This window comes from Streptomyces albospinus, from assembly GCF_014648695.1.
Classification (GTDB): domain Bacteria; phylum Actinomycetota; class Actinomycetes; order Streptomycetales; family Streptomycetaceae; genus Streptomyces; species Streptomyces albospinus.
Window position 1 is genome coordinate 11,205 of sequence record NZ_BMRP01000034.1, and the last position, 16,786, is coordinate 27,990.

The window sequence follows — 16,786 nt, forward strand, 5'->3', positions numbered from 1 at the left end:
AGCAAAAAAAATGGGTGCTATGTTTTATAATATAATTAGAAAAGAAAGAAGTTAAATTACTTTAAAATGCTTTATTTTGATAGTGAGGATTTCATTCCGGCCGGTGTGGTTTGTAGGCGCTAAAGGAAACCTTTTAATTAATTTATTGGTCCCCACCTAACTTTAATCTATTAGTAGCTAGAGGCTTACTACGCTCTTCTAGAACTATAAATTAGTTGGATTGTAAAGTTATGGTTTTAGACCGCTCAACTGTAAAGCAATTAAACTCTGCTGTTATTAATAATCAGGTTAAGATTAGTAATCTATTTAAGTAAGGTAAAAAAGGAGTGGTAAATTGCCTACTACGCTTCGACGGTGACCTCTAATTTTTTTGACCCTACTGCTTTTTTTTTGCTGCAACCCTATTTTGAGCGTTGCGCCGCCTGTATATTATATATATTGCTTTACCTTGATTTAGATTCAATTTATTCGGTCGCTGATTTAAGATTAATTTAAAGACAGAAAGGACCTATTATAAACAATTTAACCTTGAATCTATCATCAAATGATAAGGGCCATCTGCCTTCTAAAAAATATTATGCCTCAATTAGTACCATTTTACTTTGTAAATCAAGTTACATTTGGTTTTGCTGTTCTATTAGTTATGCTATATTTATTTTCTAAATATATTTTACCTAAATATTTAGAATTATTTTTAACTCGAACATTTATTACAAAATTATAAGTTGGTTTGGCACAAAGAAAAAATAAAATGCGGGTCGCCTCTTCTTATTCTATGTTTGTCTTAATAAAATATTAAGCCAACAATATGAACGGCGGCTGGATTTAATCTTGCAAATAGGATAACTATAACCAAAGCCAGCTTACAGCAAAAAATTCTTCTGCTAAATTAAAAGAACGTTAAAATCATAATTATCTTAATCTAGTCGATTTACGTGTCCCTACCGCTAAAAGGAAGAGGACTGACTAAAAAAAAAAAAACAAATTATATAATCTGGAAATATTTTTTAGATTATTATAATAACAACAGAATATTTTAGAAGACAAGTAAAAAAAGCTTTAGTATAAGGCTTCATGTTCTAAGATATCTAATCTAATAATTGCGGTTTGGCCATAAGCCTAGTCGCCTGCGTTCATATTCTTAGCTATTGCTAAAAATAGTGTTTATTATTATTATTATTATTATTATTATTATTATTATTATTATTATTATTATTATTATTATTATTATTATTATTATTATTATTATTATTATTATTATAATAATAACTAGATAAATAATATTATATTAATATATAATAATATTCTTTCGTAAGGATAGAAGGAGAAGTGGCAGATAAAATCTCTCCTAGAGTTAGGATCTAAAGATATCTTATCTTTAATTCTTTTCTATATACTGATTACAAAATAAAAACATAATATCACTTGTATTAAAAATTCTTCTTAATTTAGCAGAGGCTTTTCTTTAAGAGATTTACGCAGTTCTAACTAGTTCTCTTTTTGACAGAGGGCAAAGGGTTCTTTTTTTTTGACCCTACTGCTTTTTTTTTTGCAGCATTAATCCCTTGGACCTTATTTGTAAAAGTTTCTAAGTTATTATAGCAAAAGCACTGTAACAAGAAGTTAAAACAAGAAAAAAAAAATTTTTTTTATGACATATACACATATACAAAGTCCTTTAGAACAATTTGAAATTAATAGTTTAATGGGTATTAATGCACCGTTATTTGGTTATGCCCAATTATCATTAACAAATATAGGATTATATTTTATTTTAGCTTTAATAGTAGTAGTAGGATTTAATGTTATTGCAAATAACAACAACCAAATTATTGCAAACAAATACTCGATTAGCCAAGAATCATTATACACTACAATATTAAATATGGTTCAAGCTCAAATAGCTAGTCCCAAAGGTCAGCTTTACTTTCCTTTTATTTATTGTTTATTCATGCTAGTTTTAGCTGGTAACTTTATTGGAATGGTTCCTTATAGTTTTGCTATTACATCACATTTAATCTTCACTTTATCTGTAAGTATGACTATTTTAATAGCTGTTACTATTATCGGATTCCAAGAACACGGATTAAAATTCTTTTCATATTTTGTTCCAGCAGGAACACCATTAGCTTTAGTGCCTTTATTAGTTCTAATTGAATTAATTTCGTATATTGCAAAAGGTCTTTCATTAGGTATCCGATTAGGAGCTAATATTATGGCTGGGCATATGCTTACAAAAATTATAGGAGGGTTTATTTATCAAATAATGGCCGCAAGTCCTTTAATGTTTGTTATAGGTATTATACCATTAGTTTTATTAGTAGCCATTACAGGATTAGAGTTAGCTATTGCATTTATTCAAGCTTATGTTTTTGCAATTTTAACTTGTAGTTATATTAAAGATAGTTTAGATCTTCATTAGTAACTTAAGCTTATAGCTAATATTAATAGATCTCATTTATATTATCAGACGTTTATTATATAAGCTCAACCAAATGATTATAAATTAATACTTCCCCATTCTTAAATTAGATTATCCCAAATAGTTGGATTAAAACCTAAACAATTAAATCTGAATTTTTCGGCCGTTACACTCTTTTTTATTTTTGTTAATAGATGTTGGTTAGGCAGTGCTTTTTCTAGAGACAGAAGGAGGATTCCATTCTAGTTTACTTACGGTTAGTAGCTCGCGATCCCAAGATATAAACGGCATCCAAATGATAAATCTATGCTCAATTGCATCGGTCCCCCTTTTCTTTTTTATTACTATAAATAGTAATTGGTGTTAAGTATAATATTAATATATTCTATGGTAAATCAAGTCTTATTACAGTCATTTCTATTATTTGTTCTAGAAACTAAAACCAGCTTTCTTTGCTTAATCGGTAGAGCGTGATACTTCTAATATCTTAGTCTAGGTTCAAGTCCTAGAGAGAGCTTATAATATATCTATATATATATTTTAGTAATTTTGTCCAAAAGGAAAGGCGAGTAAATATAAGGCAACTAGTCTAGTTTAATTAAAAATTTGGCTCCTTGTCTTGGAGATGAAATCCAGGGGCGGGGCTGGGCTGGGCTTGGCTTTGCTTTGCTTTGCTTTGCTTTGCTTTTTTTTTTTGCTTTGCTTTGCATGGCTTTGCTTTGCTTTTTTTTTATAGCTGCCCTAACTCTGTAGTGGCAAAAGCTAGCGGTCAATGGTTGTAGCCGGGAAATTTATTTAAGCTTTTTTATAGTGCATATTAGTGTAAATATATGGGGTGGAATTGCATAAGGTATGCATTTGGATTGCAAATCTAACGAAGTGGGTTCGATTCCCACTCTGCCTTATCTCTATAATAATTAAACGGGCGGGCCGCTTTTGGCAATAGAATAATAAATCTCTTTCCTTCTTTGAAAGAATAATATTATTTATAATATTATTTATATTTTAATCTAAATAATCTTTTGATTCTTCCTGTTTGCAGTAAAAAAAAAAGCTAAAAAAAAAAGTACTACTGTAAGAGTAAAATGGATCGCCTTTTCTTATTGTCGGTTGGTTAGGCTGTGTTTTCTATTACTAAGAGAAAAAGGATTTCAAACTAGTTTTACTTACGGTTAGTAGCTCGCGATCCCAAGATATAAACGGCCTAAAATATAAATCCACAGGAACGGTTTTATTTATTTTTTTACTTTTTTTTGGACCCTAGTGCATTTTTTTTATTCTTTTTCTTTAAAAGAAGTAAGAGGAAATAGATTTGTCTAATATAAAAACTATAAAATATATATCTTTCTCGGCCAGTTTCTAGTCCTAGAAAAAATAATATTATAAAGAGGAGATGAAATCTTGCTTCTAATTTAGTATTGAATATTTTTGGATGTTCAAAGGGAACGTGCTAAATATAAAACCTTTTGGTCCCTTTTAGTAATCCTTTAAGGTTTTATTAAAAGAGTGTAGTTTAATGGTAGAATAAGTGGTTCCAAACCATTTGATGAGAGTTCAATTCTTTCCATTCTTGTTAATATTGTACACATAGGGTTCAAAAGGTTTTCTAAAAAAAAGAAAAGCGGCAGCGCAGTGTAAAATAAAAGTCTAATGCTTACAGTAGGGTGGGGGGCGCTAGCTCGCCCTACCCTACCCTACCCCCACTCTGCGGATAAATAATAAAGTTTCTAATCTAATTCTTTCAGTTGTCTTAATATTCCATTAAGCCAACCGAAATAGTGAAAATGTTTTCACTATTTCTTGGCTTCTTGTTTAAAATATAATTCTGCCCTGCTGCATAAAGAGGTTGCATCATAGTTTACTGACCTAAAAACCTAATAATATTGTCTCTAATAGAATAAACAGGTTTCTTCTATAGCTTTGTTAACATAATAAAATTTAATAAATTTGCAGCAAATTTAAGCTTTAAATAAAAAAAAAAGCAGCACGCGAGGGTGACTTTCAAAAAGGTAGCGCACTGCCAAAAGTTGGGGGCTGGCGATTTCGCTACTATCTTTTGGCTAGGTTCCCTTAGAACCTTAAGCCAAATAATAATAATTGTCTTTTCTTATTGTCGGTTGGTTAGGCTATGTTTTCTATTACTAAGAGAAAAAGAATTACAAACTAGTTTTACTTACGGCCAGTAGCTCGCGATCCCAAGATATAAACGGCCTAAAATTGAATCTTAAATTTCTTTAAGAGATCTAAAAACTATTTTATACCTATTTTGTAATATGGTTTTTTAACTTAACGGTTAAAGTGCAAACTTGATAAGTTTGAAATGTTGGTTCGATTCCTTCAAAAATCAACTAATGGACGGGGCGGAGCCTCCTACGGAAAGATAAGGGAGGCGCAAGCTCTCCTTTTAATATGTCGTATATTATAACGAACGAAATTAGTAAGAGTAAAGAAAAAAAGCAGCAAAAAGGATTGCTAGGCGATTTAACCCTAGAACAAATCACCGCATTAATATATTAGTATAAAAAGCATTTTTTGTTATGACCTCTTCTTATTATGAATAATACAAGGAAAAGTGGCTGAGTCTGGTTTATAGCGTAATACTTGAAATATTAAGGGTCTTTGCCCGCGCGGGTTCGAATCCTGCCTTTTCCTTACAGGGAACCTCTAATGGAAAAAATTAGGAGGACTCCATCCCTTCTTTTTGCTGTCATTCTTTTAATGGGCTAAAAATATTTTTTAGCCTACTGCTTTTTTAATTCTTTTTGCTGGATTTCATTCCTTTTTTTTTTTTATTTGGCCAGCTTTAAGTAATACTTGCAAAGTAAAAAGGAGTAGTCGTTGGTTTACTTTGTGCTATTTAAGACTACTAGAGGTTCCCTGATATAGATTTATTTCTATCTAAAATCTTTCTTTTCATAAAAGAAAGATTAGGCTTTAAGTTTATTTTTAGCAAAAGTCGGCGTAAAGCAAAAAAAAAAAGCAGCACGCGAGGGTGACTTTCAAAAGAAAAGAAAAGACGCGCAGCTAAAAAAAAAAAACAAGACTGCCTATTTATAGTAAGTTTTATTTAGCAGCACGCAAGGCTGACCTCCAAAAGATAATATTAATTATATTACTTAAATTGTTTTTAGCTTAAGATAATGGGTTAAAGGTTAAAGCGCTATTTATTTAAACAAAGATATGTTTATATAGACAACTAACCTTAAACTTAAACGAACCTGATTATTTATATATGGGGATATAATTTAGTTGGTAGAATATTGACCTTGCACGTCAAAGAGATGGGTTCAAGTCCCATTGTCTCCAATAGTCATAGATGTAGTGCTTATAATTTGTCTTAAGGTTGAAAAAAAAAGCAGCACGCGAGGGTGACTTTCAAAAGACGCGCAGCTAAAAAAAAAAAAGGGAACTTGCCAAATAATAAGGTTAGTCTCTCTTTTATTCTGGTTTTATTGTAAGTAGTTCTCGGCGGGTCGCCTCTTCTTATTCTATGTTTGTCTTAATAAAATATTAAGCCAACAATATGAACGGCGTTAAAGAGATAATCAAACATAGGGATAGAGTCAAAACTAGAAACAACATATATAATATAACAATATTAGTGCAGCAGCTACTAAATATCTACAGCTATATAAATATATTTTTGCAATACTATAAGGTTAAATAAATTAGATCCATTTGCACTAAGGATCGCCGGAGGCGGTCAGATTGCTAAATCTATTATTTATGGCAGTGCGCAAGCTTTTTGCTAGTTTTTTTTTTTATTTGTTATTAATTTAACAGAAAAAAGTTTTACTGTGCTTTTATAAAAAAAAAAAACAATAGGGTCAAAAATATTATGACTAATGTTATTCTTTTGCTAAATACTCCTTTCCTTTTTTTCTAAGATATAATAATATTATCCTTTCGAGTTTCCCTTATGGGCTAAGGATAAAAGATAAGCCCGGATAGCTTAACGGTAAAGCACAGCCCTGAAGATGCTGTGATAGAGGTTCAATTCCTTTTCTGGGCGGTAATCGCAAAAGCAAAGATCTTTTAAGGCTTTGTATAGATCTTATAAAGATGAAAAATTTGCAGCGCAATTTAAAAGCAGAAGCTTTTCTTTGGTTGATAATATATTTTATAAGATGGCTTTTCTGTCACATAAAAAAGTTTTTTCCGGTCCTTAAAAGTTTGTACGGTTGTGGCGAAATTTGGTATCCGCGATTAGTTTAGGTCTAATTGTCTCACGACATGAGGGTTCGAGTCCCTCCAACCGTAAGTTTGGCTTTTTTTTTAAAGACGGTTGGTCCGCCTTACATAGTTTGAATTAGTTTTATAGTTTTGAGGAGCGCTGTAGAATTTATATAATATATATATAACTAAACAAAGAGTTATTATTATTATTAATTATTATAATTATTATTATTAATATTATTATTAATAATAAAATAAAGCACCTTTAGCTAAATGGTTAAAGCGTCGGTCTTCGAAACCGTCCATTGTGGGTTCAAGTCCTACAGGGTGCTTATCGCAAGTTATTACTATGCGCTAGCAGCTTTTAGCGCTGCGCAGTTTTTAGCAGCAGGAGCAAAATCTAGGTTTTTGATAAGACCGGCTATTTTTTATACCAGTGACAAGTCTAAAAAATAGATCTTTTATACTTATTTTTGACCCTACTGTTTTTTTTTGAGCCTAAAAAAGTATTTTTCTAATCTAATTAGATTAGAAAGGGAATTATTAATAATAAAGCAGGTATAAGTTAATTGGTAGACTCACTGATTTCCAATCAGTTCGTGCTTGTTCAAGTCAGGCTACCTGTAAAAAAAGCAGCAAAAACAAAAAAAGTGAATCGGGAATGAAATAGCGCAAAAAAAAAAAGTAAAGGCTCCAAGGACAGAAACCTTTATTTATAATTTTTGCTGCCGCACTCTTTTTGCTATTACAAATAAAATTTTAGACCAGGAGCCAAATTGGGGATCCTATTGCAGCAATTAAATAGATATAATATTAAAGAGACAGTTAATTATAAAGTTAAATTATTAAAATACAGTGCTAATTAACTCCAAATAATTGAAGGGCTTGTAGCTTAACGTAAAGCTCCAGCTTGTCACGCAGGAAGATGCCCGTTCGTGCCGGGTCAAGCTCGACTAAATGCAAATCAATACTAAGCTTACCGCGGAATAAAAAGAAAGAAAAAGCAGTAGGGTCAAAAAAAATGCGGGTCGGCGACGCTGGCAAAAAATATTGGAGGGTAACCAGTAAGAGGAATTTGTTTACTTCATTTATATATTGTAGAGCTTATAACTCTAGCTATTATCGATAAATTTTTTTGCAGCACAATGGTAAGGGAATAAAAATAACTTTTTACTCTAATAGAGTTTTTAATTTGGCTTAATAAATAAGAGGACTTCATTGGCTTTAATAATAAGTTTTTGGATATTGAGGGTAACCTCATTAAGAAAATACAAATAATATTATTAATAATAATATTCTTTCGTAAGGATAAGAATAAGAATAGAAGGGCAGTAGCTGAACGGCGTCAAAGAACCACTTTGCCGGCCTTTGTCATAACTAAGTCTAACCTGGTTAGAATAAATAAATTAGCAATAAATTTATTCTTCTTTGGCCAATGACTCCAAAGGAAAAATTTCCATAGGTAAGGTAAAATACTTGCTACGTATTTGGATGAAAGTCCTTGAGGGTTCGACTCCCTCTTTTTCCACTTCTACGTATGAACTATAGCGAGGAATGCTTAGCTATTGACTAGTTGTTTTAAATACCACCAACGAAAAGAAATAAGGACGGTCAGCAGCAAATCTGACTGTTATATAATATAATTAGACTATAAATAATTAGTAGTATGAAATAGCACATAGTAAGCTTTAGGAGTGTATTCAAAAAAAAAGCAGCAAAAAGCAGTAGGGTCAAACTGCAATAATAATATTCACTTATTCGCCCTCTTTTTAGCTTAGAGATAATTATATTATATTAATAATATTGTTTGTATTTTTATAATGCAACATTAAGAAAACTTATAATAATTATAATAATTATTATTATTATGATAAACATTTATCTTTAAGAAAGAACTAAGGATGAGAAAAAAAGCAGCACGCGAGGGTGACTTTCAAAAAGAAAATTGTTTAACCATTATTTCTATCCTTAGTCCAAAAGAACAATTAATTGTTATTCATTGTAATTTCCGTTTATATTGTTAGCTTAATGACTAATTAAGACTAGTCTTATTGGCAATATGTTATGACAAATATTGCCAATAGAAGAAGTTTTGGACGGCTGCGCCTTTAGGATTTTATCTGCATATGTCCCCGGTCCTATTACGCAAAGCTCTTCTACTAGGGACAGTGACAGCGTAAAAATAGTTATCATTATAATGATAATTTAATAAAGTTATTTTTAGTTTGCTGCAAAATTATATTATAATACACTTTTGCAGCCGCTTATCTAAGATAATTCTGCTTGGCTATAATCTCGCAAAAATGAACCGAATAGAATAAAATAATTGATTGGAAGTTCCTTTTTAACTTTGCAGCAGTTATTAACTTTAGCCAATTATAGCCTACAATCCATTTGCAGTGCATTATTATAATATTATATATATAAGTAGTATTGCGATATGAAATATATAATCAACGTTCTTAAAAAAAGTGCTCCTTCTCCATAGGTAGAAGGACTACTACGAAATAATATATTATAATATATTATATTCTAGAGAACGAATGTATAAAAAGGGACTATTATGGATTACTAGCTAACATATCAAGGAGGGAGCTAACAATGCAAAATCATAGTTAAAAAATTATCTATGTAACTCCTAAGGGAAACCAATTATAATTACAGAGTGAAGTGAAACATCTAAATAACTCTAGGAAAAGAAATCAACCGAGATTCCATTAGTAGTGGTGAGCGAACGTGGATTAGCCTAAAATATATAAATATTATTTAACTTAATAATATTGAGTTTTATAAAAAAAAGATCTTAATTTGATTAAGGTTCAATTAAGGGATTAATAGATTTGAAAATCTAGCCAAAGATGGTAATGAGCCCAGTATCAACCTTAATATATATTTAAACAAGTAGAACGGCAGAAAAGCTGTTTGAATTGTTTCTCAAGTGGGGGAACCATCCTCTAAGGCTAAATATGGTATGTTAAGCGATAGAGAAAGTACCGTGAGGGAAAGTTTGAAAAGATTTGCCTAAGGCATAGTGAAAAAGAGATGAAATAGTAGTTCTACAAGCAGCCGGAATGAAGCTTTTAATAGCTAATAACGGTGTACCTTTTGCATAATGGGTCAGCAACTTAATCGGTGATGCAAGCAGAAATGCCTAGATAAAACGACTATATAAAGAATGATGGTATAATCTTTCTGCTCCTAATTTAATTTATTAAGAAAGATATAAGTATCCTCGATTAGACCCGAAACCAAGTGATCTTACCATGGTCAAGTATATAAATGACTGAACGGGTAGAAATGCCCATTAGATAGGTGACTATCTATTATTATTAATTAATAGTTAATAATAAGTTAATATAATTAAATTATATTTTCTATGTACCAGCTCAAAACGGTGGAACCCTAAAATAAATATTGAATTTATCATGGCAATACCGTGGGTAAGTTTTATAATTCTAGAAATCAAGAATGCAGTAGGGTCAAAAAATTCTTATTGTTATTTTAACGAGAAATAAATTAACAAGCTTTATAAAACCCTGTAACGACTGACCGAAAGGAAGGCTTTAATTATTATTAAGGCAACACGCTGGCACTCGATGATTTCAGTTCTATTATGAACTAAACTAAACAAAACAAAAATAAAATAACAAAAAAATAAATAAAGAATATAAAGTAATATCTTTTATGACTTTGAGTTATCCCTGTTTAAATTATTACAGTAGGGGAAACCCCACTCTTTTATGTTGATGGAATCAAAATCGTTCCTCTTAACATAAAAGAGATGCTAACTGCTAGAGCATTGGCTCAATGCTGCTTTTAATAAAATATATATTTTATTAAAACTACTTGTATTATTTATATCTATTATTATTTATATATTATATATATACAAATAATAAGTTAATATAATTTATATTATATTATAATATAAATCATCTTTTCTAAATAAGACCAGATAATGGCTGATGGAGGAGCGGATGGAAATGGTTTAAGACTCTATACCAACAGGAGGCAAAGCCCCTCTAAAAAGTATAGAATTACTTAAATCGGCCTAATTTGAAAATTTTGAAATAAAAGCTCAAATTAGCCATGTAAATAAAAAAAGCAGCGCAGCCGCCCGATCAGTATAAACTATATATTCCTGTTGAATCCATGGATAGACTTATAAATCTTGTTAAAGATTATATTTTACCTTCTAGGTATTACAAATTAAATTATTTAATAAGTAAATTAGCCTACTAGTTAAAGTTAAAAGGGATTTAATTTAAATATGATGTTATTTTATTATGTTATCAAAATTTAGATCTACTATAGAAAATCGAGTTGAAGGTATAGTCTAAACATAAGCGAAAGTTTATGCTAATGTAATTGGTTTGTCGCAAAAAGCTCCGATGAACTGTGGTAAGTAAGTGAAAGACAAATCTGACTTGGAGATAGCTGGTATTCCGCGAAACCTATTTTAGTAGGTCATCCATACAATAACTTCTAATGCGAAATATAACTTTGCTGGAAAGTTAACTTATTAGCAGGTACAGCACTTGAATTCCATAATCTTTATTTTAACTTCTTATTTTGTTGCAAAATAAGAATCGCTTTAAAGGCGAAAAGTTGATAAAGCTTTATATTGGGGGGTCGTGAAGGCTCTATCATTGGAAATTAACCTCGGAATGGCAAATAAGAATAATGGACAATCAGACACCTGGTGCTAAGGTCATGTGTCAAAAGGGAAACAGCCCAGAACAAGAAAATTAAGGCTCCAAAATCATTGTGGTCTTATCCTTAGGATAAGACAACTTTTTGACTATTAAAGGTCAAATCAGTTAAGTGAAATAAAGGGAGTTATTCACCTTCTACAGCCATGAAGTGAGCTTAGAGGCAGCTATCTTTTAAAGACCGCGTAATAGCGCAGTGGTCCAAATGAAAATGGGAGAATAGCACCGAAAATTTACCGGATCTAAACAATGTGCCGAAATCTTGTGTTTTATAATTTGGCTTAATGTTTAAAAGCACAGCCAGACAAATTATAAAGCGGTAGCGGAACATTCAGTAAATGGATGAAGAGTAGTGTTTCATTACTTGGACATAACTGAAGAGAGAATGCTGACATGAGTAACGTTAAAGGTGGTCTATTTTAAATAAAAAAGCAGCACTGCGCAGCAAAATAATTTGGACAATGCGCAAGCTTTATCTATTTGCTATTTTTTTTTTATCTTTAATAAATATAATCCACCTCGCCTTAAGCAGAAGGGTTTCAAGGCAATGCTTAACAGCCTTGAGTAAAGTAACGGCCTCTAAGATAATAACCGAAAGGGTTAAAACGATGAGAAAATAAATAAAACTTCTTTCTGAATAAAAACCAGTTATATTAGTATAAAAGGTTCAGGAAAAAACAGTAGTTGCAAGCTTTTTTTTTTTTTTGAAAAGCTTTAGAGTGGTTAGGGACTTGTTTTCTGCCGCTGCAGGTTAGCCTGCAACTATCAAAGAAAGAAGTCTATAAACTATAGGCTTCTTATTAAACCGTACCCTAAACCGACACTGGTTTGCTAGTAGGGAATACTAAGGCGTATGAGAGAACTATCGCGAAGGAACTCGGCAAAATGCCTCCGTAACTTAGGGAGAAGGAGTACCGTTCGTTAATTTAGCCCGTAAGTGTAGAGCTTGCGCATCAAATTAACGAACGGCCACAGAAAATCGTGTTGTACAACTGTTTACTTAAAACACAGTACTTTGCAAAGACGTAAGTCTAAGTATAAGGTATGAAATCTGCCCGATGTCATAGGCTAACTGACTTTCTATTATTTAGGAAAGAAAGGAACCCCTGATCAATGGCGGCCTTAACTATAAGGGTCCTAAGGTAGCGAAATTCCTTGGCCGTTAAATGCGGTCCAGCATGAACGATCCCATGATACAACAGCTGTCTCCGCGATAGACTTAGTGAAATTGGAATAGCTGTGCAGATACAGTTTACCCATAGTCAGACGGGAAGACCCTATGCAGCTTTACTGTAACTAGTTATTGCTTGCGATCGGATTAGGTTGTAGAGTATAAGGTAGTCGATTAGACTAGGGAGATTCCCCGTGAAACACCTTTACCTAATAGGCCGTAAGCTGGTGGAGATATCACTCTACCCTTTTCGCTTTTTTTATATAATTGAGAAAAATAGTAGTGCAAAAAGTTTTTTGTTTAATTAAACATTGACTTATATAAATATAGATTGCTAATTTAGCAAACTTGAATAAGATAAAGTAGCAATTATTAGTTTTTTAACATAATTGTGACAGTGACTAGCTGGCAGTTTTTGTGGGGCGCAATTCTCAAAAAAAGTATCTGAGTAAGTCCGATTAATTAAAGCACTCCATAATTATTAGTAATAATAATTAAGCTTAATTTAAAACATAAAGGTTTGGTTGAACCCAATGGAAATGGGTAGATGAATTCTCTAAAATTTAAACAAGTTATGACAAATATTCAAATTAGTAAAAGATGTTTAAATCAAAAAGAATTTGGTTGACTACTTTATAATAATAATAGTCGATTAAGCATAATCTAACAACAAGTGTAATGGCATAACCAAGCCTAACTGCGAGACCTACAAGTCGAGCAGACACGTAAGTGGGGCATAGTGACCAGATGGTTCATCATGGAATGGCCATCGTTTAACGAATAAAGTTACGCTAGGGATTAGCATAAAAGTCCTCTTAAATTGTGAAATTTAAGTAATAAACTGGGTGAATTGCAAGAACAACCTTATTTGACCGAGTTAAAGTTTAGATTTTATCTAAGTCAATAATTATATATTATTAATATAAGGTCAATTTGCAGCGAAGCTTACTTTTACACTAATTTTTAAGTAAGAACGTTCAACGACTAGAAAGTGAGTAGTGTAAACAATAATCTTTTTATTTATAATTTTTTATAAATAATGACTTTTAATTTGCTTTATTTTTAGTAAATTAGAAGTTTCCACGAGCGCCCGGCGTCTTTAACATATATAATATAAAATATAAAATATAGAGGAAAATAAACTAAAATGAAAAAAATGAAAAATTCAATAATAGGACTAGGTTTAAATAGTAGATTAGTCAATGAATATAAAAATTCATTGACTAAGTTAACTGCTGATCAGTTTCAAGCATCAATAGGTCTAATGCTTGGTGATGCTAGTTTACAATCTCAAAATAAAGGTAAGACTCATAGAATGAAATTTGAATGGGGAAACAAAAATAAACCTTATTTAATGCATGTTTATAATTTATTTGATGAATGGGTATTATCTCCTGCTCACCAAAAAACCAGAATTAGTCCTAAAGGTAATAAGGTTACTAATTGGGCATTTCAAACAATCAGTCATTTAGCTTTTAATGAATTAGCCGAATTATTCTTAATAAATAAAAAGAAAGGAGTGGCAAATAATTTAATAAGAGATCATTTAACTGAAAAAGGATTAGCTTATTGGTTTAGTCTTCCTCTTGTCTTTTAGCAGCAAAGCCAAAGAAAGACCAAGAGTGGATGACGGAGGTAAATTAGATTATAACCTTAATTCCAAAAACAAAAGTATTGTTTTAAATACTCAAAGTTTTACTTTTAAAGAAGTTGAAATGATGTCAGAACAGTTAATGTGTAAATTTAATTTATTATGTGAAACACGTTTAAACAAAAACAGGAGCAAAAAATTATCGTTATTAAAAACGATAGTTACAAAAATTTCCTGGAATTGGGAGCTAGCGCCTCCTCATATTATTTCATAAATGAGATATAAACTACCTTAATAATAATAATTATTATTACTACTACCCCTTTAAATAAAGGGTAGAACATATTATATTTAGTGAAGACGAAGACATAGTCTGAACTTTTGGATTAAGATTATAAATAATTTTAAATATCCATTGTATTTAGATTTTACGATTTATCTCTAATATACAACCTGTAAAGGAAAGAAGCAACATAATTAAAAAGGTTGCGATAACAAAATTGAACAGGCTAATGGCGCAAGAGAGTCCATATTGGCCGCGCAGTTTGGCACCTCGATGTCGACTCGACCTATCCTCCCGGTGTAGGTGCTGGGAAGGGTTCGGCTGTTCGCCGAGTAAAAGGTCACGCGAGTTGGGTTAAGTACGTCGTGAGACAGTACGGTCCCTATCTTCTATGGGAAATTAGAGTCGAAAAAGGATCTGTCCTTTGTACGCAAGGATTTGGATGGACTAACCTCTTGTTTACCTGTTGTTTATTTTAATATAATCTTATTATATTTAGAATTCTATTAAAACTAATTGGAATTTCATAAATAGGCACGGCAGGAAAGCTACGTTGGGAATGGAGAAAGGCTGAAAGCATCTAAAGCCTGAAATCAACCTTTACATACTCTTATAAATACGTAATAGAATATTACGAAACTATTTATTAATTAATCTTTAGTTTTAATTAATAAATTATAGGTAGGAGCTGTAAGCATGGTAACATGTTAAGGTATCTTATACTAATTTATTGTAAACTTGATTATATCTTATCGCAACCCCCCCCATATCTTTAGTATTTTGAACTAGATATTAAATCTTTTAGTAGCGAGAGGTTTACTACGTTCCACTAGCTTTATCTAAATTATTAGATCTAAATAAGACAAAGACGCGCAGCTAAAAAAAAAAAGGAAATTAGCTCAGTTGGTAGAGCGATCGCCTTACAAGCGATTTGTCAAGGGTTCGAATCCTTTATTTCCTAATAAAATTTTGTTGATCCCCCCATTTTTAATCCTGCTCCTAAAATAAGGGCTTTCTTTAAATAAACTTATTATTTTGCTGCATTTTGGACCCTACTGCTTTTTTTGCTGCATTTTTGCTGCTGCTACTTTTTGCTGCTTTTTTTTTTTTCTTAAAAGAAGGAATAAATTGGCTAATTTTATTAATTTTATTATTCTTTATAACTAGCTTTCTAAATTCACCGTTTCCATCATTGAATAAGATTAATAATAAAGGTTCGACTCCTTAATATTCTAAATGAAACTAATAAAAACACATCCACTTTTTAGCTTATTAAATAGCTATCTTATAGATTCACCACAACCGGTAAACATTTCTTATTTATGGAACTTTGGTTCATTATTAGGAGTATGTTTAGTTATTCAAATTATAATAGAAATTTCACTAATATCTTCTAACTTAGATATTGGGTTAGAAACGATAGAATTTTCTACTGTATCCAGTACTTTTTTTTTTAGTTTATCCAGAAATATAAAAAAAAGTAAAAAAAACCTGTCTGTTTCGTTAAACAGATTCATTTGTTGGGTTAATTCATTTGATTTTATTAAAGGTATTTCAATAGGATTATCCGAGGCCAGTTTACCAAAAAACTTAGCAAATTATCATAATAGCATCCTAGGTAGAATAATGAGAGTAATAGGAGGAACTTCAGCCATTATTATTATCTGTAAAGCTGAAGGGATATTGAATGAAAAAGGATTTGCTTTTCTTACTCCTTTTGTTATAGTTTTAGGTCTTTGGCATTTTATTTATGTATTTGCGGTATTTTTTACTAGATTTCTATTTACGATATATCATATTTTGACAGGACCGCCTATCGGCGACAAATGGATACATAAAAATTCTCCCTTGAAATGGTTTTTAAGTGAGGGCCATGGAGCTATTTTATGTTTGCTGCTAAAAGGAATTTGTTACTTAAGTGGTAGTTATATAGGAATGGCTGGAGCTGCTATTACATTAGATCATCTATTAGCTGAACCTTTTTTTTGTGAGCTTCCTATTATAAAAGCACCAGCACATGGATTAAAAACCATAGTCGAAAATATGCAAAATAACGTAACATTTGGGTCTGTAAATAAACCTTTTGATGGTACAAATACTGTACCATCAAAAGTTCTTGGAAAAATAAAAGAATATGAAGAGTTAGCTAAGTTAAAAGATTCTTTAACTGCTGAACCTGAAATTGTTAAAACTTTTACACAGTTAAAACTTGAATATGCTAGAGATATTTTTAAAGAAATAGATGATGAGATTAAAAAAATTAAAGATAAATAACTATTAGATTAAAATACCCCTAAAAATAGGAAACGAAATAGGGTAGGAGAGAACGGACCAACAAAAACATCAAGAAAGACAAAAAGTACCAATATAAAATAGCTGGACAAGCCATTTTTATAAAAAAATATATCTTATAAGGGGGGTAGTATATAAG

5 protein-coding genes, 11 tRNA genes and 1 rRNA gene are annotated in these 16,786 nt (G+C 31.2%); all 17 read left to right on the plus strand.

Translation table 11 applies throughout. The annotated features are described in order from the left end of the window. Positions 1–1,148: 1,148 nt before the first annotated feature. The 17 genes from IEZ17_RS45755 to IEZ17_RS45835 all read left to right on the plus strand — a co-directional run bounded on the left by IEZ17_RS45755 (position 1,149) and on the right by IEZ17_RS45835 (position 16,629). On the plus strand, positions 1,149–1,277 hold the full coding sequence (locus tag IEZ17_RS45755) for a hypothetical protein (protein WP_268249862.1): 129 nt from the start codon (positions 1,149–1,151) through the stop codon (positions 1,275–1,277). A 374-nt stretch (positions 1,278–1,651) separates the two neighbouring features. Then, positions 1,652–2,422: a F0F1 ATP synthase subunit A gene (locus IEZ17_RS45760; protein ID WP_189306096.1), complete on the plus strand. Its 771-nt coding sequence runs from the start codon at positions 1,652–1,654 to the stop codon at positions 2,420–2,422. A gap of 833 nt (positions 2,423–3,255) precedes the next feature. Beyond that, positions 3,256–3,326 (plus strand) — tRNA-Cys (locus IEZ17_RS45765). 598 nt (positions 3,327–3,924) lie between these two features. Next, positions 3,925–3,995 (plus strand) — tRNA-Trp (locus tag IEZ17_RS45770). Between the two features lie 702 nt (positions 3,996–4,697). Next, positions 4,698–4,769, plus strand: a tRNA-Ile gene (locus IEZ17_RS45775). A gap of 219 nt (positions 4,770–4,988) precedes the next feature. Then, positions 4,989–5,074: transfer RNA gene (locus IEZ17_RS45780), tRNA-Ser, on the plus strand. Between the two features lie 582 nt (positions 5,075–5,656). After that, positions 5,657–5,728, plus strand: a tRNA-Ala gene (locus IEZ17_RS45785). A 635-nt stretch (positions 5,729–6,363) separates the two neighbouring features. Then, positions 6,364–6,434: transfer RNA gene (locus IEZ17_RS45790), tRNA-Phe, on the plus strand. Positions 6,435–6,857: 423 nt separating this feature from the next. Next, positions 6,858–6,930: transfer RNA gene (locus IEZ17_RS45795), tRNA-Arg, on the plus strand. A gap of 222 nt (positions 6,931–7,152) precedes the next feature. Further along, positions 7,153–7,224: transfer RNA gene (locus tag IEZ17_RS45800), tRNA-Gly, on the plus strand. Positions 7,225–7,479: 255 nt separating this feature from the next. After that, positions 7,480–7,550: transfer RNA gene (locus tag IEZ17_RS45805), tRNA-Asp, on the plus strand. A 494-nt stretch (positions 7,551–8,044) separates the two neighbouring features. Then, a tRNA-Ser gene (locus tag IEZ17_RS45810) sits at positions 8,045–8,126 on the plus strand. 1,012 nt (positions 8,127–9,138) lie between these two features. Continuing rightward, positions 9,139–13,328: ribosomal RNA gene (locus IEZ17_RS45815) — 23S ribosomal RNA — on the plus strand. A gap of 309 nt (positions 13,329–13,637) precedes the next feature. Beyond that, positions 13,638–14,078, plus strand: coding sequence for a hypothetical protein (locus IEZ17_RS45820; RefSeq protein ID WP_189306098.1), 441 nt, complete (start codon positions 13,638–13,640; stop codon positions 14,076–14,078). Further along, positions 14,068–14,346: a hypothetical protein gene (locus IEZ17_RS45825; protein WP_189306100.1), complete on the plus strand. Its 279-nt coding sequence runs from the start codon at positions 14,068–14,070 to the stop codon at positions 14,344–14,346. Before IEZ17_RS45820 ends, IEZ17_RS45825 begins: the two co-directional genes overlap by 11 nt. A gap of 897 nt (positions 14,347–15,243) precedes the next feature. Then, positions 15,244–15,316 (plus strand) — tRNA-Val (locus tag IEZ17_RS45830). 275 nt (positions 15,317–15,591) lie between these two features. Continuing rightward, positions 15,592–16,629, plus strand: a complete 1,038-nt coding sequence (locus IEZ17_RS45835) for a hypothetical protein (RefSeq protein ID WP_189306102.1) — start codon at positions 15,592–15,594, stop codon at positions 16,627–16,629. Positions 16,630–16,786 lie beyond the last annotated feature (157 nt).

Excerpts from the sequence above, each read along its gene's own strand:
- IEZ17_RS45820 (WP_189306098.1), top strand. The coding sequence starts at position 13,638 with ATGAAAAATTCAATAATAGGACTAGGTTTAAATAGTAGATTAGTCAAT.
- IEZ17_RS45835 (WP_189306102.1), top strand. The coding sequence starts at position 15,592 with ATGAAACTAATAAAAACACATCCACTTTTTAGCTTATTAAATAGCTAT.
- IEZ17_RS45760 (WP_189306096.1), top strand. The coding sequence starts at position 1,652 with ATGACATATACACATATACAAAGTCCTTTAGAACAATTTGAAATTAAT.